Origin of the sequence: Azospirillum formosense (genome assembly GCF_040500525.1) — a bacterium.
GTDB lineage: Bacteria > Pseudomonadota > Alphaproteobacteria > Azospirillales > Azospirillaceae > Azospirillum > Azospirillum formosense_A.
Genome location: NZ_CP159405.1, coordinates 286,437 through 312,016, shown reverse-complemented (window position 1 = coordinate 312,016; position 25,580 = coordinate 286,437). Strand labels below are relative to the sequence as shown.

Below are 25,580 nucleotides of genomic sequence, written 5' to 3'. Positions count from 1 at the left end.
GCGAGGGGTTGGCGCCGTCGTCAGCGCGCCCAGCGCAGGACCAGCGGGTCGAGGCGGCGGGCGGCGTCGAGCAGGCCGGCGCGGCTGGCCGGGTGCGGGTCCGCCAGCGGGTGGCGCACGGCGTCGCAGGCGATGATGCCGCCCTCCTTCATCAGGATCTTGGCGGTGGCAAGGCCGCACTGGCGGTTCTCATGGTTGATCAGCGGCAGCCAGCGCCCGTAGGCCGCCACCGCCGCCTCGCGGTCGCCGGCCAGGAAGGGATCGACGATCTGGCGGATGCCGTCGGGATAGCCGCCGCCGGTCATGGCGCCGGTCGCCCCGGCGTCGAGGTCGGCCAGCAGGGTGATCGCCTCCTCGCCGTCCCACGGCCCCTCGACGGCGTCGCCGCCCAGCTCGATCAGCCGGCGCAGCTTGGCGGCGGCCTGCGGCACCTCGACCTTGAAGTAGGCGACGTTGGCGATCTCCCGCGCCATGCGGGCCAGCAGCTCCGCCGACAGCGCGGTGCCGCTGACCGGGGCGTCCTGGATCATGATCGGGATGTCGATGACGTCGGACACCCGCTGGAAGAAGGCGACGATGCCCGCCTCCGGGACGCGGATCGTGGCGCCGTGGTAGGGCGGCATGACCATCACCATGCCCGCCCCCAACTCCTGGGCGCGGCGGCTGCGCGCGGCGCAGGCGGCGGTGCTGAAATGGGTGGTGGTGACGATCACCGGCACCCGGCCGGCGACGTGGCCGAGGATGGTTTCCATCAGCACGTCGCGCTCGGCGTCGGTCAGCACGAACTGCTCGGAGAAATTGGCGAGGATGCACAGGCCGTCGGACCCGGCGTCGATCATGAAATCGACGCAGCGCGTCTGCCCGGCGAGGTCGAGGTCCCCCGTCTCGGTGAAGATGGTGGGAACGACGGGGAACACTCCCCGGTAGGGGCGGGCGCTGGAGGCCATGGCCGTTGGGGTCCTTCTGACGGGTCGGTTTGCCTGTGGGTTCAGTGTGCGGAGGAGCCGGTCAGCCCGGCGGTCGCCCGAAGCGGCCGGGCGGCAGGCCTCGCACGCCGCCGGGATCGCACTCGAACAGCGCGCCGGCCAGCGGTTCGTCGGGGCGGCCGTCGCGGCCGATGCCGTACGCCGCGGTGGTCACGAACAGCCGGTCGAGGGCGGGACCGGCGAAGACACAGGAGGTGACCCGCGACACCGGCAGCGCGATCGTCCGGTCCAGCGCGCCGTCGGGCCGGAAGCGGCTGACCCGCCCGCCGTCCCAATGGGCGACCCACAGTCCGCCCTCGGCGTCGCAGGTCATGCCGTCGGGATAGCCGTCGGCCTCGGCGAATCGGATGTGGACGCGCTTGCCGGACAGCCGCCCCGCGTCGTCGACATCGAAGGCGTGGATTGTCCGCGCCGCGCTGTCGGTGTGGTAGAGCGTCCGCCCGTCCGGGGACAGGGCCGGGCCGTTGGCGACGGTGTAGCCCTCGTCCACAGGCGCGATCGAGCCATCGGGGTCGAGCCGGTGGAAGGCGCCGGACGGCGTCTCCTCTCCGTCGTCCATGCTGCCGATCCACAGGCGCCCCTGCGCGTCGGCCTTGGCGTCGTTCAGCCGGTTGCCCGGCCGGTCGGGGTCGATCCGCGCCAGTTCCCCGGCGATCACCGCGCGGCCCGGCTCCAGCCGCAGGCGGACCACCCGGCGCGAGCGCAGCCCGGCGATGAAGCCGTCGCCGTCGGCGCACTCCACCAGCCAGCAGGCCGCGTCCTCCAGCGCCCAGTCCGTCCGGGACCCGTCGTCGAGCCCGTGGCGCAGGATCCGCGATCCGTGGATGTCGACGAAGAAGACGGCGCCCTGCCCCGGCGACCACAGCGGGCCTTCGCCCAGGAGCGCCCGGGCGGGCCAGACGCAACGAACCTCCTGCGGCATGCCGTTTCGCCTCCCCCCGCGGTCCCGTTCTGAATTTTGTTGACCACGCCAACAATAGGGAGCGTTCTGATAATCGTCCAATACGAATATCGGCACCGGCGATACGAGATTTCGTATGCCGGCGTCATCGCCAGACCGGAGGCCCCCGCCCGTGACCCCGCACCGTTTCCCGGCCAACTGGTTCCTCAAGGCCCGGCTGAAGCTGCGCCACCTCCAACTCTTCGTGGCGCTGGACGAGCACCGCAACCTGCACCGGGCCGCCGCCAGCCTGACCATGTCGCAGCCCGCCGCCTCGAAGCTGCTGGGCGACCTGGAAGACTCCCTGGGCGTCACCCTGTTCGAGCGCCATGGCCGCGGCGTCGAGCCGAACTGGTACGGCAGCCTGATGATCCGCCACGCGCGGGCGATCCTCAGCGGCCTGCAGGAGGCGGGGGAGGAGTTGAACGACCTGCTGGCCGGCCACAGCGGCAGCGTCTCCATCGGCACGGTGATGGCCCCGGCGGTGGAGCTGGTGGTGCCGGTGATCACCACGCTGACCCGCGACCATCCCGACCTGAAGATCGCCGTGGCGGTGGAGACCAGCGACGTGCTGGCCGAGCGGGTCCGGCAGGGCGTGATGGATTTCGCCATCGGCCGCCTGCCCGACCACGTCGACGCCGCGTGCTTCGACTATCAGGAGATCAGCAGCGAGGAGCTGTGCTTCGTCTGCCGCGACGGCCACCCGCTGCTGCGGCTCGGCCGCCCGCTGACCGCCGCCGATCTGGTGGACGCCACCTGGATTCTCCAACCCTTGGGCAGCCTGCTGCGCAGCCGGGTCGAGACGCTGTTCCGCGCCGAGGGGGTGCCGCCGCCGCGCAAGGTGATCGAAAGCGCCTCGCCGGTCATCTCCCTGGCGATGGTGGCCGAGAACGATTCGGTCACCGTCTTCGCCCGCGCCCTCGCCCAGGTGTTCTCGCCCACCGGCAGCTGCACCATCGTGCCCTTCCACAAGCGCTTCAGCGTCGAGCCCTACGGCATTTTCTGGCTGAAGGACCGCCCGCTGTCGCCGGGCGCCCGCACCGCCCTGGCCGCCTTGCGGGCGGCGTCCGACGCGAAGATGCGCCGCGCGCTGGAGACGCCGCAGCCCGGCGCCTCAAGTGATATCGAAATGTGTATGGATTCCGCCAATAATCGTATTTGACAGTTATGGTTTTTCGGCCGATTGCTAGCCTTACAAACATTGCGCCACCCGACACCCGTTCAAGAGCCGCGGGTGTGGCCAACCCGGTGCCGCAGAAGGGGGAGGAATTCGGCCCATGTCTTCTTCGTTCACGACCACACTGGCCGGGATGGCCGTCGGCGTGCTGGCCCTGACCGCTGCGGCCGCGCCGACTCTGGCGCAGGACAAGCCCACCGTCGGCATCGCGATGCCCACCAAGTCCTCCGCCCGCTGGATCGACGACGGCAACAACATGGTCAAGCAGTTCCAGGCCAAGGGCTACAAGACCGACCTGCAATACGCCGAGGACGACATCCCCAACCAGCTCGCCCAGATCGAGACAATGGTCGCCAAGAACAGCAAGGTTCTGGTGATCGCCGCCATCGACGGCACGACGCTGACCGACGTGCTTCAGCAGGCCAAGGACCGCGGGGTCAAGGTCATCGCCTACGACCGGCTGATCCGCGGGACGGAGAACGTCGACTATTATGCGACCTTCGACAATTTCCAGGTCGGCGTGCTCCAGGGCAGCTACATCGTCGACGCGCTGGGCCTGAAGGACGGCAAGGGTCCCTTCAACATCGAGCTGTTCGGCGGCTCCCCCGACGACAACAACGCCTATTTCTTCTACAACGGCGCCATGTCGGTGCTGCAGCCCCACATTGACAGCGGCAAGCTGAAGGTGGGCAGCGGCCAGGTGGGCATGGACAAGGTGTCCACCCTGCGCTGGGACGGCGCCACCGCCCAGGCCCGCATGGACAACCTGCTGAGCGCCTTCTACGGCAACCGCCGCGTCGACGCCGTGCTGTCGCCCTACGACGGGATCAGCATCGGCATCATCTCCTCGCTGAAGGGGGTCGGCTACGGCTCGCCGTCGCAGCCGATGCCGGTGGTGACCGGCCAGGACGCCGAGGTGCCCTCGATCAAGTCGATCCTAGCCGGCGAGCAGCGCGCCACCGTCTTCAAGGACACCCGCGAACTGGCCCGGATCACGGTGGAGATGGTCGACGCGGTGCTGGGCGGCGGCACGCCGCCGGTCAACGACACCAAGACCTACGACAACGGCAAGAAGGTCGTCCCGGCCTATCTGCTGAAGCCGGTCAGCGTGGACGCGTCGAACTGGAAGAGCACGCTGGTCGGCAGCGGCTACTACACCGAAGCGCAGTTCAAGTGAGGCGGCGACGCGGGGCGGACGCCACGCGGCGCGCCCCGCCACCGGCCTGAGGTTCGACCGGGCGATCGGAGGTGTTCATGGACTCCATCCTGGAGCGGTCCAGTCTGGCGATGCCGATCCTCGAAATGAACGGCATCACCAAGACCTTTCCCGGCGTGAAGGCACTCGACAACGTCAACCTGTCGGTCCGCGAGGGCGAGATCCACGCGCTGATCGGCGAGAACGGCGCCGGCAAATCGACGCTGATGAAGGTGCTGAGCGGGGTCTACCCGCAGGGCAGCTTCGACGGCGAGATCCGCTTCCGCGGCCAGCCCCAGGCCTTCCGCGGCATCGCCGACAGCGAGCGGCTGGGCATCATCATCATCCACCAGGAACTCGCCCTGGTTCCGCTGCTGTCGATCACCGAGAACCTCTTCCTCGGCAACGAGCAGGCGAAACGGGGGGTGATCGACTGGGACTCCGCCACCCTGCGGGCGCGGGAGCTGCTGCGGCTGGTCGGGTTGCACGACCCGCCGGAGACCCTGATTACCGACATCGGCGTCGGCAAGCAGCAGCTCGTGGAGATCGCCAAGGCGCTGTCCAAGGAGGTCAAGCTGCTGATCCTGGACGAGCCGACCGCCAGCCTGAACGAGAGCGACAGCGACGCCCTGCTGGAGCTGCTGCTGCAATTCAAGGCGCGCGGCATCGCCTCCATCCTCATCTCGCACAAGCTGAACGAGATCGCCAAGGTCGCCGACCGGGTGACCATCCTGCGCGACGGCACGACGGTGGAGACGCTGGACTGCCGCGAGGCCGCGGTCAGCCAGGACCGCATCATCCGCGGCATGGTCGGGCGCGCCCTGTCGGACCGCTACCCCCGGCGGACCACCGTGCCCGGCGAGGTGCTGTTCGAGGTCAAGGGCTGGAGCGCCGACCACCCGGCCCATCCCGGCCGGCGCGTCGTCCGCGACGTCAACCTGACCGTCCGCCGCGGCGAGGTGGTGGGCATCGCCGGGCTGATGGGCGCCGGCCGCACCGAGTTCGCGATGAGCCTGTTCGGCCGCTCCTACGGCCGCAACATCCGCGGGCAGGCCTTCCTCGGCGGGCGGGAGATCGACGTCTCCACCATCAGCCGGGCCATGGCGAACGGCCTCGCCTACGCGACGGAGGACCGCAAGCATCTCGGCCTCGTGCTCGACAACGACATCCGCCACAACGTCACGCTGGCGAACCTCAAAGGGGTGGCGAAACGCTGGGTCATCGACCATGAGCGCGAGATCCAGGTGGCGGAGCAGTTCCGGCGCCGGCTGCGCATCCGCTGCGCTGGCGTGTTCCAGGAGACGGTCAACCTGTCGGGCGGCAACCAGCAGAAGGTCGTGCTCAGCAAGTGGCTGTTCGCCGACCCGCAGGTGCTGATCCTCGACGAGCCGACCCGCGGCATCGACGTCGGCGCCAAGTACGAGATCTACACCATCATCAACCAGCTGGTCGCCGAGGGCCGGGGCGTCGTCCTGATCTCCTCGGAGATGCCGGAGCTGCTGGGCGTCGCCGACCGCATCTACGTGATGAACGCCGGCGAAATGGTCGCCGAGATGCCGGCGGCGGAGGCCAGCCAGGAGAACATCATGCGGGCGATCATGCGCTCCGGCGAGACGCTGATGTCCGGGGAGGCTCTGCCATGAGTGCCGAACTCAACCTTCCGGCGCGCGGCCCGCGGGTGTCCATGGGACGGTTCGTGAAGGCGCACATGCGCGAGTACGGCATGCTGCTGTCGCTGGTCGCGATCGTCCTGTTCTTCCAGTACATGACCGACGGCACGCTGCTGCAGCCGCTGAACCTGACCAACCTCGTGCTGCAGAACAGCTACATCGTCATCATGGCGCTGGGCATGCTGCTGGTGATCGTCGCCGGGCACATCGACCTGTCGGTGGGCTCGGTCGTGGCCCTCATCGGCGCGCTGGCGGCGACGCTGATGGTGCGGCTCCACCTGGACTTCGTCACCACGACGCTGCTGTGCCTGCTGGCCGGGGCGGCGATCGGGGCGGTGCAGGGCTTCTGGGTCGCCTATCTGCGCATCCCCTCCTTCATCGTGACGCTGGCCGGCATGCTGGTCTTCCGCGGCCTGTGCCTGATCCTGCTGGCCGGCCAGTCGGTCGGTCCCTTCCCGGTGGAGTTCCAGCGTCTCAGCTCCGGCTTCATCCCGGATTTCCTGGCGCTCGACGCCTTCAACCTTGGCAAGTTCCACCTGACCAGCCTGCTGCTCTGCGGGGCGGTCGCCGCCGCGCTGGTGGCGATGAACACCATGGCGCGCCTGCGCCGGCAGAGCGTCGCCATCGAGCAGGAGCCGCTGCCGCTGTTCGTGGCGAAGAACGTCGCGCTGGCCGCCGTGCTGCTCTATGTCGGGCAGTTGATGGCCTCCTACCGCGGCCTGCCCAACGTGCTGATCATCATGAGCGTGCTGATCGCGCTCTACAGCTTCGTCACCCGCAACACCACGGTCGGCCGGCGCGTCTACGCCCTGGGCGGCAACGAGAAGGCCGCCAGGCTGTCCGGCATCGACACCCGGCGGCTCAGCTTCTACACCTTCGTCAACATGGGGGTGCTGGCGGCGCTGGCCGGGCTGATCTTCGCCGCAAGGCTGAACACCGCCACGCCGAAGGCCGGCGTCTCGTTCGAGCTGGACGTGATCGCCGCCTGCTTCATCGGCGGCGCCTCGGCGTCGGGCGGCGTGGGCCGGGTGACCGGGGCGGTGATCGGCGCCTTCATCATGGGCGTGATGAACAACGGCATGTCGATCCTGGGGATCGGCATCGACTGGCAGCAGGTCATCAAGGGCATGGTGCTGCTCGCCGCCGTCACGATCGACGTCTACAACAAGAACAAGGCGTGAGGGCCGTCATGACCCGTTCCACCCCCGCCCCTCGTACGCTCGGCATCGTCGGCTTCGGCAAGATCGCCCGCGACCAGCATGTTCCAGCCATCGCCGCCACCGGCCTGTTCCGGCTCGCCGCGGTGGTCAGCCCGCACGGCGCCACCCCGGAGGAAACCGGGCTCGGCGACGTGCCGGTCTTCCGCAGCCAAGCGGAGATGCTGGCCGCCCTGCCCGGCCTCGACGCCGTGGCGATCTGCACGCCGCCCGCCGTCCGCCACGCCCTGACGGTGGAGGCGCTGCGCGCCGGCAAGCACGCGCTGATCGATAAGCCGCCGGCCGCCACCCTGACCGAGCTGCGCCTGCTGCTCGACGCGGCGAAGGAGGTCAAGCGCACGCTGTTCGCCGCCTGGCATTCCCGCTTCAACGCGGCGGTGGAGGAGACGCGGCGGCGGCTGGACGGCGCCTCCGTCCGCCACGTCGCCATCACCTGGAAGGAGGACGTGCGGCGCTGGCATCCCGGCCAGGACTGGATCTTCGCCGCCGGCGGCTTCGGCGTCTTCGATCCGGGCATCAACGCCCTGTCGATCCTGTCCGAGATCCTGCCGGCCCCCGTCGTCGTCCGCGACGCCGAGCTGCGGGTCCCCGCCAACCGCGACACGCCCATCGCCGCCACCCTGAGGATGGAGGGCGTTGCGGGCTCCGCCGTCGGAACGGTGACGGCCGCCTTCGACTTCCTCCAGGAGGGCGAGCAGACCTGGACCATCGCCATCGAGACGGAGGAAGGGAGGCTCGACCTGACCCACGGCGGCACGCGGCTGAGCGTGGACGGCGTGCCCGTGCTGGCCGAGCCCGACGCCGAGTACGAGGGCATCTACCGCCGCTTCCACCATCTCATCGCGGACGCGGCCGGCGACGTCGACGCCCGTCCGCTGCAGCTGGTCGCCGACGCCTGTCTGATCGGGCGCTGGCGCACCACCGACGCCTTCCACTGGTAGGCCACTGGTAAAGCGCCGGGCGCACCGCCCGGCCGACTCCCAACGACGCCCGAACGAGGCTCCGCACGACCCCGGCGCCGGCCGTCCCCCGGTCCGCGCCCCCAACCCGAATTGGTGCCGACATGCCCGATACGAAACCCTCCTCCCAGCATCCGGACATCGGCTCCGGCCGGCGGCTGCGGTCGCGCGCGTGGTTCGACAACCCCGACAACCCCGACATGACCGCGCTCTATCTAGAGCGTTACCTGAATTTCGGGCTGACGCGGGAGGAGTTGCAATCGGGCGCGCCGATCATCGGCATCGCCCAGACCGGCTCCGACCTCAGCCCCTGCAACCGGCACCATCTGGTCCTGGCCGAACGCCTGCGCGAAGGCATCCGCACCGCCGGCGGCATCGCCATCGAGTTCCCCGTCCATCCGATCCAGGAAACCGGCAAGCGTCCGACCGCCTCGCTCGACCGCAACCTCGCCTATCTCGGCCTCGTGGAGGTGCTGTACGGCTACCCGCTCGACGGGGTGGTGCTGACCATCGGCTGCGACAAGACCACCCCCGCCTGCCTGATGGCGGCGGCCACCGTGAACATCCCGGCCATCGCCCTGTCGGTCGGCCCGATGCTGAACGGCTGGTTCCGCGGTGAGCGCACCGGCTCGGGCACCATCGTGTGGAAGGCGCGCCAGATGATGGCGGCCGGCGAGATCGACTATCAGGGCTTCATCGAACTGGTGGCGTCCTCGGCCCCCTCGACCGGCTACTGCTACACGATGGGCACGGCCTCCACGATGAACTCGCTGGCCGAGGTGCTGGGCATGCAGCTTCCCGGCTCCGCCGCCATCCCCGCCCCCTACCGCGAGCGCCAGCAGGCCGCCTACGAGACCGGCAAGCGCATCGTCGAGATGGTTCGCGAGGACCTCAAGCCGTCCGACATCCTGACGCGCGACGCCTTCCTCAACGCCATCGTCGTCAACTCCGCCATCGGCGGTTCGACCAACGCGCCGATCCACATCAACGCCATCGCCAAGCACATCGGCGTGCCGCTGACCGTGGAGGATTGGCAGACCCACGGGCACGACGTGCCGCTGCTGGTCAACCTCCAGCCGGCCGGCGAGTATCTGGGCGAGGATTTCCACCGCGCCGGCGGCGTGCCCGCAGTCGTCGCCCAGCTCATGGGCAAGGGGCTGATCCGCGAGGCAGCGCCCACCGTCAACGGCCGGACCATCGGCGAGAACTGCCGCCGGCAGCCGATCCTCGACACGCGGGTGATCCATCCCATCGACGAGCCGCTGATGCCCAGCGCCGGCTTCGTGGTGCTGCGCGGCAACCTGTTCGGCGCCGCCATCATGAAGACCAGCGTCATCTCCGACGAGTTCCGCGAACGCTACCTGTCCAACCCGCAGGACCCGGAGGCGTTCGAGGGCAAGGTCGTCGTCTTCGATGGACCGGAGGACTACCATCACCGCATCGACGACCCCGGCCTGGGCATCGACGCCTACACCATCCTGGTCATCCGCGGCACCGGCCCCATCGGCTATCCGGGAGCGGCGGAGGTGGTCAACATGCGGCCCCCCGCCACGCTGATCAAACAGGGCGTCCACTCCCTTCCCTGCATCGGCGACGGCCGCCAGTCCGGCACCTCGGGGTCGCCCTCCATCCTCAACGCGTCCCCGGAGGCGGCGGCGGGCGGCGGGCTGGCCCTGCTGCGCAGCGGCGACCGGGTGCGCATCGACCTGCGCCGCGGCAGCGCCGACATCCTGATTTCCGAGGGCGAGCTGGCCGACCGCCGCGCCGCGCTGGAGGCCGCGGGCGGCTACCCGATCCCGCCGTCGCAGACGCCCTGGCAGGAGATCCAGCGCGGCATCGTCGACCAGCTCGACGAGGGCATGGTGCTGAAGCCCGCCGTCAAGTACCAGCGCGTCGCCCAGACCATGGGCATCCCGCGCGACAATCACTGACCTGGGCACGGAAGGAGGGCCGGAGGCGCGTCAGTTCCCACCCTTGAATTGGTCATCCAGCCAGTCGAGGACGCGGAGGTTCAGGAGGGAGCGGTTGCCCATCTCGCAGTGCCCGTCGGCGCCTTCGGCGGCGGTGAAGCGCATCAGCGTCTTCGGGCCAGTGAGCGCGTCGAAGAAGGCGCCCGCGCCGGCCGACAGCGCGTCGTTCTCCGCCTGGGTGACCAGGGTGGGGCAGGCGATGAGCTGCGCCCGCCCCCGCATGGTGAACAACTCCGCGGCAGCGAGGTAGGAACGCAGATCACTGACGCCATGCACCCAGAAGCCGCGCTGCACGACCTTCCAGTTGAGCTGGCGGTGGCCGCGGATGAAGGCGTCCATGCGGTCGATGACGGTTTGGTCCAGGGCGCCGAGGTCGGCCGCCGCCTCCGGTGCGACGCCGAGCCTGTGAACCACGATGTCGCGGAAGCCGTCGGCGATGCTCCAGGTGCCGGGATCGGCGATCAGCGCCGCGATGCGCGGCTCGCCCGACGCGCCGCGCGGGGCGAGATGCCCGCCGAGGCTCCAGCCGCTGAGGGCGATGCGCGACGCATCGACGAGCGGCAGGGTTTCGGCGAAATCGATCACCGCCGCGATCACCGTCTCCCAGTCCGGCCGCAGCGGCACGTTGTGCTCGTAGAGCATCGCCCCCTGGCCGGGACCGTCGAACAGCAAGCTGTGATAGCCGCGCCGCGAGGCCGCCACCGCCGACGCGAAATACAGGTCGGTGATGGTGGCGTCATAGCCGTTGGTGAAGACGATCAGCGGGCGGACCCGGGTCTCGAAGCCCTCCGCCGGGATGAAGCGGCCGGGCAGCGCCATCGCGCCGAACGGAATGGCCAGCGGAATGGCCGGGCGCGGCCCGAGCGAGAGTCCCTTGTCGAGCGCCGCCGTCCCCTTGCGGAAGGCGGCGATCAGCCGAGAATCGACGGGCGCGCCGTAGAGCGGGTGGAAGGAGGCGTTGTAAAAGGCGCTCGCCCGCAGGTAGAGGGCGCGGGCGGTCGCCCTGCGGCCCTTGGCCAGAGCGGCCTCGTGCGCCAGCCGGTCGCCCGCCGCGGTCCAGGCGTCGTAATAGGCGCCGTCGTCACCGTCGCCGATGGCCTCGGCGACCGCCTTGATCTCGCCGAACTCGGCCCCGCCATAGGGGATGTAGGCGACGGGCCAGGTGCCGAAATCCTCGTGCAGGGGGTCGTGAAAGAGGGTGGTCACGGCTGTCCTCCCCGGTCCCGCCGGCCGGGTCAGGAAGCCCCGGCAACCCCCAATTGTCGCCGCGCCGGGGCCGGCCCGCCACCGCGCAGAAGGTGGGACGCCCCATCGGACGCGGCGGCCGCCTCGGTCACTTGCTTGCAGCGACACCATACATGAGAGGGATGCTGGGCATCGTCTCCGGCGGCCTCCAGCGCTTGCCGTCAAGCGCACGCATGCCCTCGAAGCCGCGCCAGCCGTTCGAGTAAGGATACTCGACCAACCGGTCGAGAGTCAGTCCGGCACGGATGAGCGCCGACACCACGTCGCCGATCCCCCAGTAGAACTCAAAGCAAGGGTGCGGATTGACGAAGTTCTCAACTCCGGCCTGATACCCTTCAAGAGCCAAGCCGTCGCCCGACTCCGCCACGTAATCGCCCACCCCGGACTCCCTGATGGGCTCGGACCGGAAGTAATCGTAGTGCGGCTGCCATTGCTCATTGAAAACCATGGCGTAGGGATGGAATTCCACAAGGACGAATCGTCCCCCCGGCCTGAGCACCGAAGAGATGCCCCGCGCCCACGTGTCGATGTTCGACAGCCAGCAGATGGTTCCATAGGAGGCGAAGACGCGATCGAACGTCCGCCCGTCTCCGGCCGCCCGCTCGAACCATTCGAACAGATCCTCGCGCTCGAAGCGGGCGGGAATGCCGCTTTCATCGGAAAGCCGGGAGGCGAAACCGATGGCCTCGTCGGAGATGTCGACGCCGGTCACCCTGGCGCCAAGAGTCGCGAGACTCAAACTGTCCTGCCCGGCGTTGCACTGAAGGTGCAGGAGATCCATGCCCGCAATGTCACCAAGCAGAGTCAACTCTTCGTCGTAAAGCGTGCTGCCGCCCTTCCGAAAGAAATCGGCCTGATCGCCTTTGTGGCTGTTGTGCGCAACGGTTGCTGCGTTCCAAGACCTGCGATTGGCCTCGTGCATCTCATGCGGCATGGATATCCTCGCAATCTCCGGGCGAGCGCCACGCAACCACACACCGGCTCCCGCCGCAACACCGGACCGCTCGGAGGCCGCCCGCGCTGGCGGAACTCTCCGGCATCGACGTTTCCCCTCCCCCCGAAAAAATGTTCGTCCCTTCCTCAAAATCGGCTTGCGCGGAGCGCTGATATATTAATATGCTCTCCCTCAAGGAACAGCACGGAACGGCCCCGGATGGGGCACGGGCCGGCATATGGGAGGACCGCAATGGCTTCGACCTCCAGGCCCGCCCTGGACGCCCAACCGCCCGGAACCGCTTCGGGGACCGCGCCCGGGAAAGCGCCCAAAGCCGTCGTGGGAACCGCCAAGGAACCGCGCCTGTCCGCCCGCGCGACGGCCACCGCGGAGATCTACCGGTCGCTGCGCGGGGACATCGTGGCCATGCGGCGCAAGCCGGGAGAGCCCATCGTGGAGAAGCACGTCGCGGAGTCCTTCGGCGTCAGCCGCACCCCGGTGCGCGAGGCCCTGCTGCGGCTGGCCGACGACGGGCTGGTCGAGATCTTCCCGCAGTCCGGCACCTTCGTCGCCCGCATCCCGGTGAACGCCCTGCCCGAAGCGGTGGTGATCCGCACCTCGCTGGAATGCACCGCGGTCCGCTACGCCGCCGCCCGTGCCGCGCGCAGCCAGATCGCAGCGCTGCGGGCCAACATCCTGCTTCAGCAAGAGACCATGGCGGCGGGCGATCTCGACGGCTTCCACGAAGCCGACGAGGCGTTCCACAGCCTGATTTCCGAGATCGCCGGCTTCCCCGGCCTGTGGAACATGGCGCAGCAGGTGAAGATGCAGGTGGACCGCTACCGCCGCCTGACCCTGCCGGAGCCGGGCCGCATCCCGCATGTGCTGGCCGAGCACACCGGCATCGTGGACGCCATCGCGGCGCGCGACCCGGCCGAGGCGGAGCGGCTGATGACGATCCATCTCGGCGCGCTTCTGGAGTCCGTTCCGAACACCCAGGGGGCCAACCCCTTCTTCTTCTCCGGCGCGCAGCCGGACACCCCGTCGAAGACGAAGACAGAAAGCACCCCGTCATGACCAACTCCTTCGACCTCACCGGCAGGACCGCCCTGGTCACCGGGGGCAACGGCGGCATCGGGCAGGCCATCGCGGTCGCCCTGGCGCGGGCCGGCGCCGACATCGCCGTGGCCGGGCGCACCCCGCCGGACGAGACGCGCGCCCTGGTCGAGGGGCTGGGCCGCCGCTTCGCCGCGATCCCCGCCGACCTGTCCAGCATCGCCCCGATTCCCACGGTGATGGAGGAGGCCGTGGGCACGCTCGGCGGGCTGGACATCCTGGTCAACAACGCCGGGCTGATCCGCCGCGACGACCCGCTGGACTTCACCGAGGCCGACTGGGACGCCGTTCTGGACGTGAACCTGAAGTCGGTCTTCTTCCTATGCCAGGCCTTCGGGCGCTACGCGCTGGGCAACGGGCGGAAGGGCAAGATCATCAACATCGCCTCCATGCTGTCCTTCCAGGGCGGCATCCGCGTGCCCTCCTACGCGGCGTCGAAGAGCGGCATCGCCGGGATCACCCGGCTGCTCGCCAACGAATGGGCCGGCAAGGGCATCAACGTGAACGCCATCGCGCCGGGCTACGTCGCGACCAGCGTCACCAGCGCGCTGCGCGCCGACGAGCGCCGCAACGCCGAAATTCTGGCCCGCATCCCCGCCGGACGCTGGAGCGAGCCCGCCGACATGGGCGGACCCGCGGTGTTCCTGGCCTCCGATGCGTCCGATTACGTCCACGGCACGATCCTGCCGGTGGACGGCGGCTGGCTCGCCCGCTGACGGGTGGCCGGCACTAGTAAAGGGAAGACGAGGATGAGCACGGACGTTTTCGTGATCGACGAGGCGGTGGCGTGGCAGGACCTGGGCGCCGGGGTGCGCCGCAAGATCCTCGGCCACAACGACGCCATGATGATGGTGCGCGTGGAGTTCGAGACTGGGGCCATCGGGCCGCAGCACCGTCACCCGCACGTCCAGTGCGCCGTGGTCGAGAAGGGCTCCTTCGACGTGACCATCGAAGGCGTCACCCGGCGGCTCGGCACCGGCGACGGCTACATGGTGCCGTCCAATGCCCTGCACGGCGTCGTGGCGCTGGAGCCGGGCGTTCTGCTCGACATCTTCACCCCCCCGCGCGAGGACTTCCTCGCCGGATGACATCACCTGCTGACCGGCGCGCGGGAACACGCGCCGGGCGGCTCCCGGACCCGACCGTCCAAACCAAAGAACCAGCCTGAAGCTGCCGAACAATCGCCAGGAGGACACGCTATGCATCTTTCGACCCGCGGTATCCGCGCCGCCCTTCTCGCCGCCTGCGCGGCCTGCACCCTGCTCGCCACCCCGGTCATGGCCCGCGATTTCCGCTCCGCGGACATCCACCCGGCCGACTACCCGACCGTCGAGGCCGTGAAGTACGTCGACAAGCTCCTCAAGGAGCGGACCGGCGGCAAGCTCGGCGTGAAGGTCTACCCGAACGGCGCGCTCGGCACCGAGAAGGACACCATCGAGCAGCTGAAGATCGGCGGGCTCGACATGATGCGCATCAACGTCGCTCCGCTGAACAACGTGGTGCCGGAGACGATGGTGACGGCCCTGCCCTTCATCTTCCGCTCCACCGAGCACATGCGCGCCGTCCTGGACGGCCCGATCGGCGACGAGATCCTGGCCGCCATGGAAAGCCAGGGCATGATCGGCCTGGCCTTCTACGACAGCGGCTCGCGCAGCATGTATTCGGCCGCCAAGCCCTACAAGACGCTGGCCGACATGAAGGGCGCCAAGATCCGCGTCCAGCAGTCCGACCTGTTCGTCGCCATGATCCAGGCGCTGGGCGCCAACGCCACGCCGATGCCCTTCGGCGAGGTCTACACCGCGCTGAAGACCGGCATCGTCGACGCGGCGGAGAACAACTACCCGTCCTATGAGTCCTCGCGCCACTTCGAGGCGGCCAAGTACTTCACCCTGACCGAGCACGCGATGGCGCCGGAAGTGCTGGTCTTCTCCAAGGTGTCGTGGGACCGCCTGTCCAAGGACGACCAGGCCGCCATCCGCAAGGCCGCCAAGGACTCCGTCCCCTACATGCGCAAGCTGTGGGACGAGCGTGAGCAGAAGTCCAAGGACGTGGTCCTGAAGGCCGGCGCCCAGATCGTCGAGGTCACGAACAAGCAGGAGTTCATCGACGCGATGGCTCCCGTCTACAAGCAGTTCGCGAGCACGCCGAAGCTGGACGGCCTCGTGAAGCGCATCCAGGACACGAAGTAAGAACAGTCGAACGCGGCGCTTCCCTTCGGCAGACCGAAGGGCGGCGCCGCGTCATTCGAGGGGAGCCGGCGGCATGGATGTCGAGCTGCAAGCAATGGATCACAGCCCCCCGCAGAGCGCGGGCCTGCTGACGCGGGTGAACGCGCGGCTGGCGCGGTCGGGGATGTGCGTGGCGATGGTCGGCCTGATGGCCATCGTCGGTGTGGTGTTCTATCAGGTCTTCGGCCGCTACGTGCTGAACAACTCGCCGACCTGGGCGGAGAGCCTGGCCATCGTGCTGGTCCTCTACGTCACCCTCATCGGCGCCGCCGTCGGGGTGCGCGACGCCGGCCACATCGGCCTGGAATCCTTCCTCGTCATGCTGCCCGACGCCATCCGCCGCAAGGTCGAGATCGTCATCTACGCCCTCGTCGGCGTCTTTGGCGCCTGCATGGCCTACAACGGCTGGCTCCTCGGCACCTCCGTCGCCCCCTACTACATCCCCAACCTGCACGTCTCCGAAGCCGTCCGCTACATCCCGCTCGTGCTCTCCGGCGTCCTGATCGTGCTCTTCTCCATCGAGCACATCGTCGCCATCATCCGCGGCGAGGAGGTCGCGCCGTCATGGAACTGACCATTCTCGCCGTCACCTTCTTCGGCTTCCTCGTCTTGGGCATCCCGGTCGCCTTCGCCATCGGCCTGTCGGCGCTGTGCACCATCCTCTACGAGGGCCTCCCCGTCGCCGTCATCTTCCAGCAGATGATGTCCGGCATGAACGTCTTCTCCTTCCTCGCCATCCCCTTCTTCGTCTTCTCCGGCGAACTGATGCTCCACGGCGGCGTCGCCGACAAGATCGTCGCCACCGCCAAGAACATGGTCGGCCACATCCGCGGCGGCCTGGGCATGTCCAACGTCGTCGCCTGCACCCTCTTCGGCGGCGTCGCCGGCTCCCCCGTCGCCGACGTCTCGGCCATGGGTGCGGTGATGATCCCGATGATGAAGCGCGAGGGCTACCACGCCGACTACGCCGTCAACGTCACCACCCACGCCGCCCTGGTCGGCGCGCTGATGCCGACCAGCCACAACATGATCATCTACGCCCTGGCCGCCGGCGGCAAAGCCTCCATCGGCGCGCTGATCGCCGCGGGCATCGTCCCGGCCCTGCTGCTGATGGTCTGCAACCTGGGTGCGGCCTACTACGTCGCGGTCAAGCGCGGCTATCCCCCCGGCACCTTCCCGGGCTGGTCGATCCTGGGCCGCTCCTTCGCCGCCGCCGCCCCCGGCCTGCTCATCGTCGTGATCATCCTGGCCGGCATCACGTCGGGCGTCTTCACCGCCACCGAGTCCGCCTCCATCGCGGTGATCTACGCGCTGCTGCTCACCACCTTCGTCTACCGCACGCTGACCTGGGACCATTTCCTGGCGGCCGCCGCCAAGACGGTCAAGACGACCGGCGTGGTCCTGCTGCTGATCGGCGTCTCGACGATGTTCCAGTACATCATGGGGCTGTATCAGGTGGCCGAGATCACCGGCGAGCTGATGGCCGGCATCTCGACCAACCCGCTGGTCATCTTCCTGCTGATCAACATCATCCTGTTCCTGCTCGGCACCTTCATGGACATGGCGAGCACGATCCTGATCTGCACGCCGATCTTCCTGCCCATCGCCATGCAGTACGGCATGGACCCGGTGCAGTTCGGCATCGTCATGCTGATCAACTGCGCGCTCGGTCTCAACACCCCGCCGGTCGGCACCACCCAGTTCATCGGCTGCGCCATCGGCGAGATCTCGGTCGGCCAGGTTATGCGCTCCATCCTCCCCTTCTACGGTGCCCTCTTCGTCACCCTCCTCCTCGTCACCTATGTCCCGGCCTTCTCCCTCTGGCTTCCCCATCTCTTGATGCGCTGAGGCACGCAGGGTCACGAAAAAGGGCCGCGCCGGCATCCCCGGCGCGGCCCTTTTCATGTCGGCTTTCGGCGGATCAGCCGGCTTCGGCGTTCGACGAGTTCTGCCACAGGTTCAGCCCGCCATCGACGGCGTGGCGGTCGATCTCGGCCAGTTCCTCCGGCGTGAAGGCGGTGTTCTTCAGCGCGTCGAGCGAGTTGTCGAGCTGCTCGACGTTGCGGGCGCCGATCAGGGCGGAGGTCACCCGCGGGTCGCGCAGCACCCAGGCGATGGCCATCTGGGCCAGCGTCTGGCCGCGCCGCGTGGCGATGGCGTCCAGGGCGCGCACGCGCTCCAGATTCTCCGGCGACAGGAAATGCGCCTTCAGCGTGCCGCCCTTGGCGGCGCGGGCGTCGGTGGGCTGGCCGTTCAGATACTTGGTGGTCAGCATGCCCTGGGCCAGCGGCGAGAAGGCGATGCAGCCGATCCCGGTCTCCTCCAGCGCGTCGAGCAGCCCGCCCTCGATCCAGCGGTTCAGCATCGAGTAGGAGGGCTGGTGGATCAGGCAGGGCGTGCCGAGGTCCTTGAGGATCGCCGCCGCCCGCCGGGTCATCTCCGGCGAGTAGGAGGAGATGCCGACATAGAGCGCCTTGCCCTGCCGCACGGCGTGGTCGAGCGCCCCCATCGTCTCCTCCAGCGGGGTGCGCGGATCGACGCGGTGCGAGTAGAAGATGTCCACATAGTCGAGCCCCATGCGCTTGAGGCTCTGGTCCAGGCTGGCCGTCAGGTACTTGCGCGAGCCCCAGCTTCCGTAGGGGCCGGGCCACATGTCGTAGCCGGCCTTGGTGGAGACGATCAGCTCGTCGCGGTGGGCCTTGAAGTCGGTCGCCAGGACGCGCCCGAAATTCTCCTCCGCCGAACCCGGCGGCGGGCCGTAGTTGTTGGCGAGGTCGAAATGGGTGACGCCACGGTCGAAGGCCCGGCGCAGCACGGCGCGCCCGGTCTCGAACACGTCGGTGCCGCCGAAATTCTGCCACAGCCCCAGCGAAATGGCCGGCAGGTCGAGCCCGCTCCGCCCGCTGCGGCGGTAGGTCATGCCCGTGTAGCGGGCCGGATCGGCGCGGTAGTACGATTGCATCGCGGTCTCCTGGCTGTCTTGCGCGGTGTCGGGAGGACTGTGACTGATATATTAGAAATCGGCCGCAGTCCAAAGCCAAGAGCGCAAGGCAGCCTTCAGACCGGCTCGGCCGCGTCCTCCGAGGGGGCGGTGAAATAGAGCGGGTTGGCCTTCTGCGCGTCGGCGATGGTGACCTGCAGATAGTCCAGATGCAGGTCGATGGCCTTGGCCGCCGCCTCCGGGTCGTTGTTGGCGATGGCCTCGATGATGACCGAATGCTCGGCGATCACGTCCGGCACGCGGCCCAGCACCGGCAGGGTCAGCAGCCGGTAGCGGTCCACCTGCACCTTCACCTGCTGCGTCAGGCTCCAGAAGCCGGGATAGCCGGCGGTCTCGGCCAGCAGCGCGTGGAAGGTCTCGTCGGCTTGGTGGAAGCCTTCGAAATTCTGGGCGGCCTCCATCTCGCGCTGGAGTTCCAGGTTGGCGCGCAGCTTGGCGATCTGGCTGCGGGTGGCCCGCTTGGCGGCGTAGCGGACGGTCGCCTCCTCCAGCGCCTTGCGGATGGCGATGGCTTCCGGCAGGGCGCCCAGCGGGATGCGGGACACGAAGGTGCCCGACTGTGGGAAGATCTCGATCAGCCCCTCGTCCGCCAGACGCAGCACGGCCTCGCGCACCGGGGTGCGGCTGACGCCGTAATCCTGGGCGATCACCTTCTCCGCGACCGGCTCGCCCGGCTTGCGGCGGAGCGAGACGATCTCGTTGCGCAGGTCGCGGTAGATCGTCGCGGCCACGGTGGTGCCGCGCTGGGCCGGGCGGGCGACCGCCGCCGCCGTGCGGCGCCGGGTCCGCGCCTTGACGCCCGCCGCCTGTTCCGAAACCGCCGTCGATGAATCCACCGTCGATGTCTGCGCCGCCTTTTTCAACACCCGCTCCTGCCAGGACTGTTCAAGGGCGCCGGCGCTCCGGAATGCCGGCGTCGAACCCGCTGGTTGACGCCGCGGACGGTCGGCCCTTCATTGCAATATACTAATACCCGGCGGGGTGGGTCAAACGCCTTGGCCCCGCGCGGCGTCCCGGTTCCGCGCCGGTTTGTCCCATCGGGAAGCGCGTTGCGCCATCCAAAAGTATACTAGTATATTGATGAAAGCTCCACCACGGAGCGCACAGCGCAAGGACGTTCACCGTGGACCGCAAACGCATCGCCCTCGTCGCCCACGACGCCCGCAAGCCCGACCTGATCGGCTGGCTCGGCGCCAACATCCACGCGCTGGAGGGGAACGTCTTCTGGTCCACCGGCACCACCGGCCGGCTGGTCCGGGAGGCCCATCCCCAGTTGGACATCACCTCGCTGAAAAGCGGTCCGCTGGGCGGCGACCAGCAGATCGGCGCGATGATCGCGGAAGGCCGGATCGACCTGCTGGTCTTCTTCGTCGACCCGATGACCGCCCAGCCCCACGACGTGGACGTGAAGGCGCTGACCCGCCTCGCCACGCTCTACAACATCCCGATGGCCTGCAACGAGGCGACCGCCGACATGGTGATCTCCTCCCCCCTCTTCACCAGCGGCTACCGCCCGCGGGCCGTGGACTTCGCCGCCCACGATTCGCGCCGCCTCTGAGGGGCACCCTCTTGAATTGCGCGTTCCGGCGACAGAATTGTGGGCGGGACGCACAAAGTCCTTGCATTCGGAACTGATATATTAATATATTCCGATGTGCGGGACATGACCGGCGCGGCACCGCGCGCCATACCCGAACCACCCATTCAAATGGGCACCGGACTCCCGTCCGGCATCCCTCTTTCCGGAGATGAACGATGCTCCACCCCGACCGCCTCTTCCCCAGCGATCCCACGCAGCGCGACATCGCGCGCCGGCTGTACGCGGAGGTGGGCCACCTGCCGATCATCAGCCCGCACGGCCACACGGACCCGTCCTGGTTCGCCAAGAACGAGGCGTTCCCGAACCCGGCGGCGCTGTTCGTGGTGCCCGACCATTACGCCTTCCGCATGCTCTACAGCCAGGGCGTGACGCTGGAAAGCCTGGGCGTGCCGCGCAGGGACGGCGGGGCGGTGGAGAGCGATCCCCGCAAGATCTGGCGCCAGCTGGCGCAGAACTGGCACCTGTTCCGCGGCACCCCGACGCGCATGTGGCTCGACCACGCCTTCGAGACGGTGTTCGGCGTGACGGAGCGGCTGAGCGGGGCCAGCGCCGACCGAATCTTCGACCAGATCGACGCCTGCCTGCAGAAGCCGGAATTCCTGCCGCGCGCCCTGTTCGAGCGCTTCAACATCGAGCTGCTGGCGACCACCGAGTCGCCGCTCGACACGCTGGAGCATCACCGGGCCATCCGCGAGAGCGGCTGGAAGGGCCGCGTCATCACCGCCTTCCGCCCGGACCCGGTCGTCGATCCGGAGTTCGAGGGCTTCCAGGCCAACGTCGAGACACTGGGCGCGCTGTCCGGTGAGAACACCTCGACCTGGGCCGGCTATCTCGCCGCCCTGCGCAACCGCCGCCAGTATTTCAAGGAGGTCGGCGGCGCCACCTCGACCGACCATGGACACGCCACGGCGACCACCGCCGACCTGTCGGACGCCGACGCCGAGCGGCTGTTCGAGAAGGCGCTGCGCGGCACCATCACGGCGGCCGAGGCGGAGATCTTCCGCGGCCAGATGTTGACCGAGATGGCCAAGATGAGCCTGGACGACGGGCTGGTCATGCAGATCCATCCCGGCAGCTTCCGCAACCACAACCCGGGCGTCTTCGAGCGCTTCGGCCGCGACAAGGGCGCCGACATCCCGACCGGCACCGAGTATGTGCGGGCGCTGAAGCCGCTGCTCGACCGCGTCGGCAACGAGCGCGACCTGACCATCATCCTGTTCACGCTGGACGAGACCAGCTACGCCCGCGAGCTGGCGCCGCTGGCCGGCCACTACCCGGCGCTGCGCGTCGGCCCGGCCTGGTGGTTCCACGACAGCCCCGAGGGCATGCGCCGCTACCGCGAGATGATCACGGAGACGGCCGGCTTCTACAACACGGTCGGCTTCAACGACGACACGCGCGCCTTCTGCTCCATCCCGGCCCGCCACGACGTGGCCCGCCGCGTGGACTGCGCCTTCCTGGCCCGCCTCGTCGCCGAGCACCGCCTGGAGGAGGACGAGGCCGCGGAGCTGGCGGTGGATCTCGCCTACACGCTGGCGAAGAAGGCCTACAAGCTCTGACGTGAAACCTCTCTCCCCTTGGGGAGAGGGTGGCGCCAACGGCGCCGGGTCAGGGGGTTGCGCTTGTGCCGGACGTCCCGCCACGCGCATCCCCCTCACCCTGACCCTCTCCCCAGGGGGAGAGGGAACATTAGGGAGTGAAAGGAATCCCGATGGCATCGCTGACCATCCGCCTGCACCCCGCGGACAACGTCGTCGTTGCCGGCGCCGACCTGCCGGAGGGCACCCGCCTGCCCGACACCGAGGTCGTCGCCCGGACCACGATCCCCTCCGGCCACAAGGTCGCGGTGCAGGCCATCGCGCTCGGCGAGCCGGTGCGCAAGTACAACCAGGTCATCGGCTTCGCGACCGCGCCCATCGCGCCGGGCGACCATGTCCACGTCCACAACATCGGCGTGGGCGACAGCTTCGAGCGCGACTACGCCTTCGGCGCCGACGTCCACCCCACCGACCTCATGCCGGAGGCGGAGCGCGCCACCTTCCAGGGCATCGTCCGTCCGGACGGGCGCGTGGCGACCCGCAACTACATCGGCATCCTGACCACGGTGAACTGCTCGGCCACCGCCGCGCGGATGATCGCCGACCAGTTCCGCGGCGACGCGCTGGCCGCCTACCCCAACATCGACGGGGTGGTCGCGCTGACCCATTCCTACGGCTGCGGCATGGGTTCCCAGGGCGACGCCATCGACGCGCTGCGCCGGACCATCGCCGGCTACGCCCGCCACCCGAACTTCGCCGCCGTGCTCGTGCTCGGCCTCGGCTGCGAGGTGAACCAGATCGACAAGCTGGTGGAGGTCGAGGGGCTGACCGTCGGCGACACGCTGCAGACGCTGGCCATCCAGGACAGCGGCGGCACCGCCGCCACCGTGCGGGCGAGCGTGGAGCGCATCCGCGCCCTGCTGCCCCGCGTCAACGACGTGACGCGCGAGACCGTGCCGGCCAGCCACCTGATCCTGGCGCTGCAATGCGGCGGGTCGGACGGCTATTCCGGCATCACCGCCAACCCGGCGCTCGGCCACGCCGTGGACCTGCTGATCCGCAACGGCGGCACCGCGGTGCTGAGCGAGACGCCGGAGGTCTACGGCGCCGAGCATCTGCTGACCCGCCGCGCCGTCAGCCCGGCGGTCGGCGAGACGCTGGTCGAACGCATCCGCTGGTGGGAGGACTACACCAGCCGCACCGGCGGCGAGATGAACAACAACCCGTCGCCCGGCAACAAGAAGGGCGGCCTGACCACCATCCTGGAGAAGTCGCTGGGCGCGGTCGCCAAGGCCGGCACGACCAACCTCGTCGAGGTGGTGCGCTACGCCGAGCCGATCACCGGGCCGGGCCTCGTCTTCATGGACACGCCGGGCTACGACCCGGTGTCGGCCACGGGCCAGGTGGCGGGCGGCGCCAACGTGCTGTGCTTCACCACGGGCCGCGGCTCCGTCTTCGGCTGCAAGCCGACGCCGTCGCTGAAGCTCGCCACCAACACGCCGCTCTACCGCAGGATGCCCGACGACATGGACATCGACTGCGGCCCCATCGCCACCGGCGACGCCACCATCGAGGAGGTCGGGCGGGCGATCTTCCAGCTCATCCTCGACACCGCGTCGGGCCGGAAGACCAAGAGCGAGGAGCTGGGCTTCGGCTCCGACGAGTTCACGCCCTGGCAGATGGGCGCCGTCATGTGAGCGAAAGGGCTTGCGCTCTTAGTGATATACTAGTATAAGTGTTTTCGTTCGGTTATCCTTTGAAACCCAGTCGGCAGGCCGCGCCACGCGCGTGGTTCCGCCGAGTGACGTTTCTCCAAAGTGCGACTTCAGACCGCCGGGGCCATCTCCGGCGGTCTTTTCTTTTCGGGGTCCGGCGATCCGACCGCGGCGCGCAGCCAGTCCCGGAAGGCGGTGAAGCCCGGCTCCCGGTGCCGCGCCGGCCGCGAGACCAGATACCACGCCCGCCCCATCGGCACGGCCAGCGCGAAGGGCGTGACCAGCCGGCCCGCCGCCAGATCGTCGGCGATGTAGAGCCGCGCGCCCAGCGCCACCCCCACCCCGTCCGCCGCCGCCTGCAGGGTCATGGCGTAGCTGCCCAAGGACAACCCCTTCACGGCCGGCGGCGCCAGCCCCGCCGAGGCGAACCAGTGCGGCCAGTCGTCCGCCCAGTGCGACACCGAGAGCAGCGTCGCCGACAGCAGATCCTCCGGACGGCGCAGGCTCCGCGCCAGGGCGGGCGCGCAGACCGGCAGCATGTCGGCGGTGAACAGCTCCTCCACCTCGTAGCCCGGCCAATGCCCGTCGCCCAGCAGCAGGGCGCAGGTCCAGTCCTCGCGGATCGGCGCGCCGGCGCCGCCGGTGGCGATGCGCACCTCCACGTCGGGGTGGCTCTCGTGGAAGGCTGACAGGCGCGGGATCAGCCAGCGCACCGCGAAGGTGGCGCCCACCCCCAGCGTCAACACCGGGCCGTCGCGCATTGCGGCGACCCGCTCCACGCTGTCGGCGATCGCGTCGAAGGCGCCGGTCAGGCCGGGTTGCAGCGCCCGCCCACGGTCGGTCAGCTCCAGCGCGTTGGCCCGCCGCTCGAACAGCGGGAAGCCCATCCGCTCCTCCAGCAGGCGGACCATGCGGCTCACCGCGGCCTGCGAGACGTTCAGTTCGCCCGCAGCCCCGGTGAAGCTGCCGTGCCGGGCCGCGGCCTCGAACGCCCGCAAGGCGTTCAGCGATGGCAGGCGCCGCATCCGACCCCCTCCCCATTCACCCCAACATTTCCTGGGGGTCAGCATCAGACAATCCCGTTTGCGGCGCAAGCGTGCCGGGAGCATCATGCCGACCACAGCCAAAAAGAACTTTCGGATGAGCGGGATGCTGACGGTTCCCCTGACACTCGGACTCGGCCTTGCGGCGCTGGTGACCTCGTTCCTGTCGGGGCTGTTCGGCATGGCCGGCGGCATGGTGCTGATGGGGCTGCTGCTGGTGCTGCTGCCGGTGTCATCGGCCATGCTGCTGCACGGGATCACGCAGATGACCGCCAACGGCTGGCGGGCGTGGCTGTGGCGGCGGCATGTGCAATGGGGGATCGTGGCCCGGTTCCTGTTGGGCGGGGCGGTGGCGGTCGGCGTCTTCACCCTGATCCGCTACGTGCCCGGCAAGGCGGAGGCGCTGATCGTGCTGGGGCTGTCGCCCTTCATGGCGATGGCGGTTCCGGCGCACTGGTCGCCCAACGTGTCGCGGCGCGGCCACAGCACGCTGGCCGGCCTGCTGTGCATGGGGGTGCAGCTGATCGCCGGCATCTCGGGGCCGCTGCTCGACGTCTTTTTCGTGAAATCCAGCCTGTCGCGGCAGAGCGTCGTCGCGACCAAGGCGACGATGCAGGTCTTCGGCCACCTGTTCAAGACGGTCTATTTCGGCTCCCTCGTCGCGGCGTCGGAGACGGAGGCGCTGGACATCACGGTGACGCTCACCTGCATCGGCATGGCCGTTCTGGGGACGAACCTGTCGCGCCGCGTGCTCGACGCCATGAGCGACGCTCAGTTCCGCAGCTGGAGCCAGCGTCTGGTCGCCCTGACCGGCACCGTTTATCTCGGCCAGGGGCTGTTCCTGCTGGTGGTGGGGTAGGTTCCGGGGGCGTTTGCCCCCACCCCGGCCCTCCCCCGCTTCGCAGGGGAGGGAGATTTCGTCCCCTCCCCTGCGATAGCGGGGGAGGGTTAGGGAGGGGGCAAGGCGCTCACCTCCCCATCACCCCGGCGGGGAAAAACCGCCGCGAACCGGTCTCCGCCTCTTCCGGGTGGAGCGCCGAAATTTT

General features: G+C 69.0%; 23 protein-coding genes. 16 read left to right on the top strand and 7 right to left on the bottom strand.

What is annotated here, in order from left to right; all coding sequences use genetic code 11:
- Positions 1-20: 20 nt before the first annotated feature.
- Both ABVN73_RS25770 and ABVN73_RS25765 read right to left on the bottom strand, forming a co-directional pair.
- Positions 21-947 (bottom strand): dihydrodipicolinate synthase family protein, encoded by a 927-nt coding sequence (locus ABVN73_RS25770; RefSeq protein WP_353861446.1) that lies wholly within the window; start codon positions 945-947, stop codon positions 21-23.
- A 61-nt stretch (positions 948-1,008) separates the two neighbouring features.
- The gene (locus tag ABVN73_RS25765; protein ID WP_353861445.1) at positions 1,009-1,908 is read right to left on the bottom strand and encodes an SMP-30/gluconolactonase/LRE family protein; all 900 of its coding nucleotides are present in this window, start codon (positions 1,906-1,908) and stop codon (positions 1,009-1,011) included.
- Positions 1,909-2,059: 151 nt separating this feature from the next.
- On the opposite strand from ABVN73_RS25765, the gene ABVN73_RS25760 reads away from it, so the two are divergent.
- The 6 genes from ABVN73_RS25760 to ABVN73_RS25735 all read left to right on the top strand — a co-directional run bounded on the left by ABVN73_RS25760 (position 2,060) and on the right by ABVN73_RS25735 (position 10,075).
- A complete protein-coding gene (locus tag ABVN73_RS25760) occupies positions 2,060-3,088 on the top strand; it encodes a LysR family transcriptional regulator (RefSeq protein WP_353861444.1) in 1,029 nt (342 codons plus the stop codon).
- A 115-nt stretch (positions 3,089-3,203) separates the two neighbouring features.
- Positions 3,204-4,280, top strand: a complete 1,077-nt coding sequence (chvE, locus tag ABVN73_RS25755) for a multiple monosaccharide ABC transporter substrate-binding protein (RefSeq protein WP_353861914.1) — start codon at positions 3,204-3,206, stop codon at positions 4,278-4,280.
- Positions 4,281-4,357: 77 nt separating this feature from the next.
- Positions 4,358-5,941: a multiple monosaccharide ABC transporter ATP-binding protein gene (gene mmsA, locus ABVN73_RS25750; protein ID WP_353861913.1), complete on the top strand. Its 1,584-nt coding sequence runs from the start codon at positions 4,358-4,360 to the stop codon at positions 5,939-5,941.
- Entirely contained in the window at positions 5,938-7,149 is a 1,212-nt protein-coding gene (mmsB, locus tag ABVN73_RS25745; RefSeq protein WP_353861912.1) for a multiple monosaccharide ABC transporter permease, read from the top strand. Before mmsA ends, mmsB begins: the two co-directional genes overlap by 4 nt.
- 8 nt (positions 7,150-7,157) lie before the next feature.
- Entirely contained in the window at positions 7,158-8,126 is a 969-nt protein-coding gene (locus tag ABVN73_RS25740; protein ID WP_353861911.1) for a Gfo/Idh/MocA family oxidoreductase, read from the top strand.
- 122 nt (positions 8,127-8,248) lie between these two features.
- Positions 8,249-10,075 (top strand): IlvD/Edd family dehydratase, encoded by a 1,827-nt coding sequence (locus ABVN73_RS25735; protein WP_353861910.1) that lies wholly within the window; start codon positions 8,249-8,251, stop codon positions 10,073-10,075.
- 30 nt (positions 10,076-10,105) lie between these two features.
- Here the strand turns inward: ABVN73_RS25735 and ABVN73_RS25730 are convergent, their stop codons facing one another.
- Positions 10,106-11,320 carry an alpha/beta hydrolase gene (locus ABVN73_RS25730; protein ID WP_353861909.1) on the bottom strand — a complete coding sequence of 405 codons (1,215 nt, stop codon included), beginning with the start codon at positions 11,318-11,320 and terminating at the stop codon, positions 10,106-10,108.
- A 127-nt stretch (positions 11,321-11,447) separates the two neighbouring features.
- Complete coding sequence (locus tag ABVN73_RS25725) at positions 11,448-12,293, bottom strand: class I SAM-dependent methyltransferase (protein ID WP_353861908.1); 846 nt, start codon at positions 12,291-12,293, stop codon at positions 11,448-11,450.
- A gap of 252 nt (positions 12,294-12,545) precedes the next feature.
- Between ABVN73_RS25725 and ABVN73_RS25720 the strand changes: the two genes are divergently transcribed.
- The 6 genes from ABVN73_RS25720 (at position 12,546) to ABVN73_RS25695 (ending at position 17,485) form a co-directional block, all read left to right on the top strand.
- A complete protein-coding gene (locus tag ABVN73_RS25720) occupies positions 12,546-13,370 on the top strand; it encodes a GntR family transcriptional regulator (RefSeq protein WP_353861907.1) in 825 nt (274 codons plus the stop codon).
- Positions 13,367-14,125, top strand: a complete 759-nt coding sequence (gene kduD, locus ABVN73_RS25715; protein WP_353861906.1) for a 2-dehydro-3-deoxy-D-gluconate 5-dehydrogenase KduD — start codon at positions 13,367-13,369, stop codon at positions 14,123-14,125. The genes ABVN73_RS25720 and kduD overlap by 4 nt, the downstream gene beginning before the upstream one ends.
- 33 nt (positions 14,126-14,158) lie before the next feature.
- Entirely contained in the window at positions 14,159-14,497 is a 339-nt protein-coding gene (locus ABVN73_RS25710) for a cupin domain-containing protein (protein WP_353861905.1), read from the top strand.
- Between the two features lie 189 nt (positions 14,498-14,686).
- Positions 14,687-15,598 (top strand): TRAP transporter substrate-binding protein, encoded by a 912-nt coding sequence (locus ABVN73_RS25705; RefSeq protein ID WP_353861917.1) that lies wholly within the window; start codon positions 14,687-14,689, stop codon positions 15,596-15,598.
- A gap of 73 nt (positions 15,599-15,671) precedes the next feature.
- The gene (locus ABVN73_RS25700; RefSeq protein WP_353861904.1) at positions 15,672-16,211 is read left to right on the top strand and encodes a TRAP transporter small permease; all 540 of its coding nucleotides are present in this window, start codon (positions 15,672-15,674) and stop codon (positions 16,209-16,211) included.
- Positions 16,202-17,485, top strand: coding sequence for a TRAP transporter large permease (locus ABVN73_RS25695; RefSeq protein ID WP_040138200.1), 1,284 nt, complete (start codon positions 16,202-16,204; stop codon positions 17,483-17,485). Before ABVN73_RS25700 ends, ABVN73_RS25695 begins: the two co-directional genes overlap by 10 nt.
- 73 nt (positions 17,486-17,558) lie before the next feature.
- On the opposite strand, the gene mgrA is transcribed toward ABVN73_RS25695, so the two are convergent.
- On the bottom strand, positions 17,559-18,599 hold the full coding sequence (mgrA, locus tag ABVN73_RS25690; protein ID WP_353861903.1) for an L-glyceraldehyde 3-phosphate reductase: 1,041 nt from the start codon (positions 18,597-18,599) through the stop codon (positions 17,559-17,561).
- Positions 18,600-18,694: 95 nt separating this feature from the next.
- Positions 18,695-19,474, bottom strand: coding sequence for a GntR family transcriptional regulator (locus ABVN73_RS25685; RefSeq protein ID WP_353861902.1), 780 nt, complete (start codon positions 19,472-19,474; stop codon positions 18,695-18,697).
- A gap of 287 nt (positions 19,475-19,761) precedes the next feature.
- Between ABVN73_RS25685 and ABVN73_RS25680 the strand changes: the two genes are divergently transcribed.
- The 3 genes from ABVN73_RS25680 (at position 19,762) to ABVN73_RS25670 (ending at position 23,473) form a co-directional block, all read left to right on the top strand.
- Positions 19,762-20,196 (top strand): methylglyoxal synthase, encoded by a 435-nt coding sequence (locus ABVN73_RS25680; RefSeq protein ID WP_014199988.1) that lies wholly within the window; start codon positions 19,762-19,764, stop codon positions 20,194-20,196.
- A gap of 197 nt (positions 20,197-20,393) precedes the next feature.
- Positions 20,394-21,797, top strand: a complete 1,404-nt coding sequence (gene uxaC / locus ABVN73_RS25675; protein ID WP_353861901.1) for a glucuronate isomerase — start codon at positions 20,394-20,396, stop codon at positions 21,795-21,797.
- 152 nt (positions 21,798-21,949) lie between these two features.
- Entirely contained in the window at positions 21,950-23,473 is a 1,524-nt protein-coding gene (locus ABVN73_RS25670; protein ID WP_353861900.1) for an altronate dehydratase family protein, read from the top strand.
- Positions 23,474-23,601: 128 nt separating this feature from the next.
- Here ABVN73_RS25670 and gcvA read toward each other — a convergent pair whose 3' ends face one another.
- On the bottom strand, positions 23,602-24,516 hold the full coding sequence (gene gcvA / locus ABVN73_RS25665) for a transcriptional regulator GcvA (protein ID WP_353861899.1): 915 nt from the start codon (positions 24,514-24,516) through the stop codon (positions 23,602-23,604).
- A 124-nt stretch (positions 24,517-24,640) separates the two neighbouring features.
- Here gcvA and ABVN73_RS25660 point away from each other — a divergent pair, with 124 nt between their 5' ends.
- Positions 24,641-25,393 carry a TSUP family transporter gene (locus ABVN73_RS25660; protein WP_353861898.1) on the top strand — a complete coding sequence of 251 codons (753 nt, stop codon included), beginning with the start codon at positions 24,641-24,643 and terminating at the stop codon, positions 25,391-25,393.
- Positions 25,394-25,580: the final 187 nt, after the last annotated feature.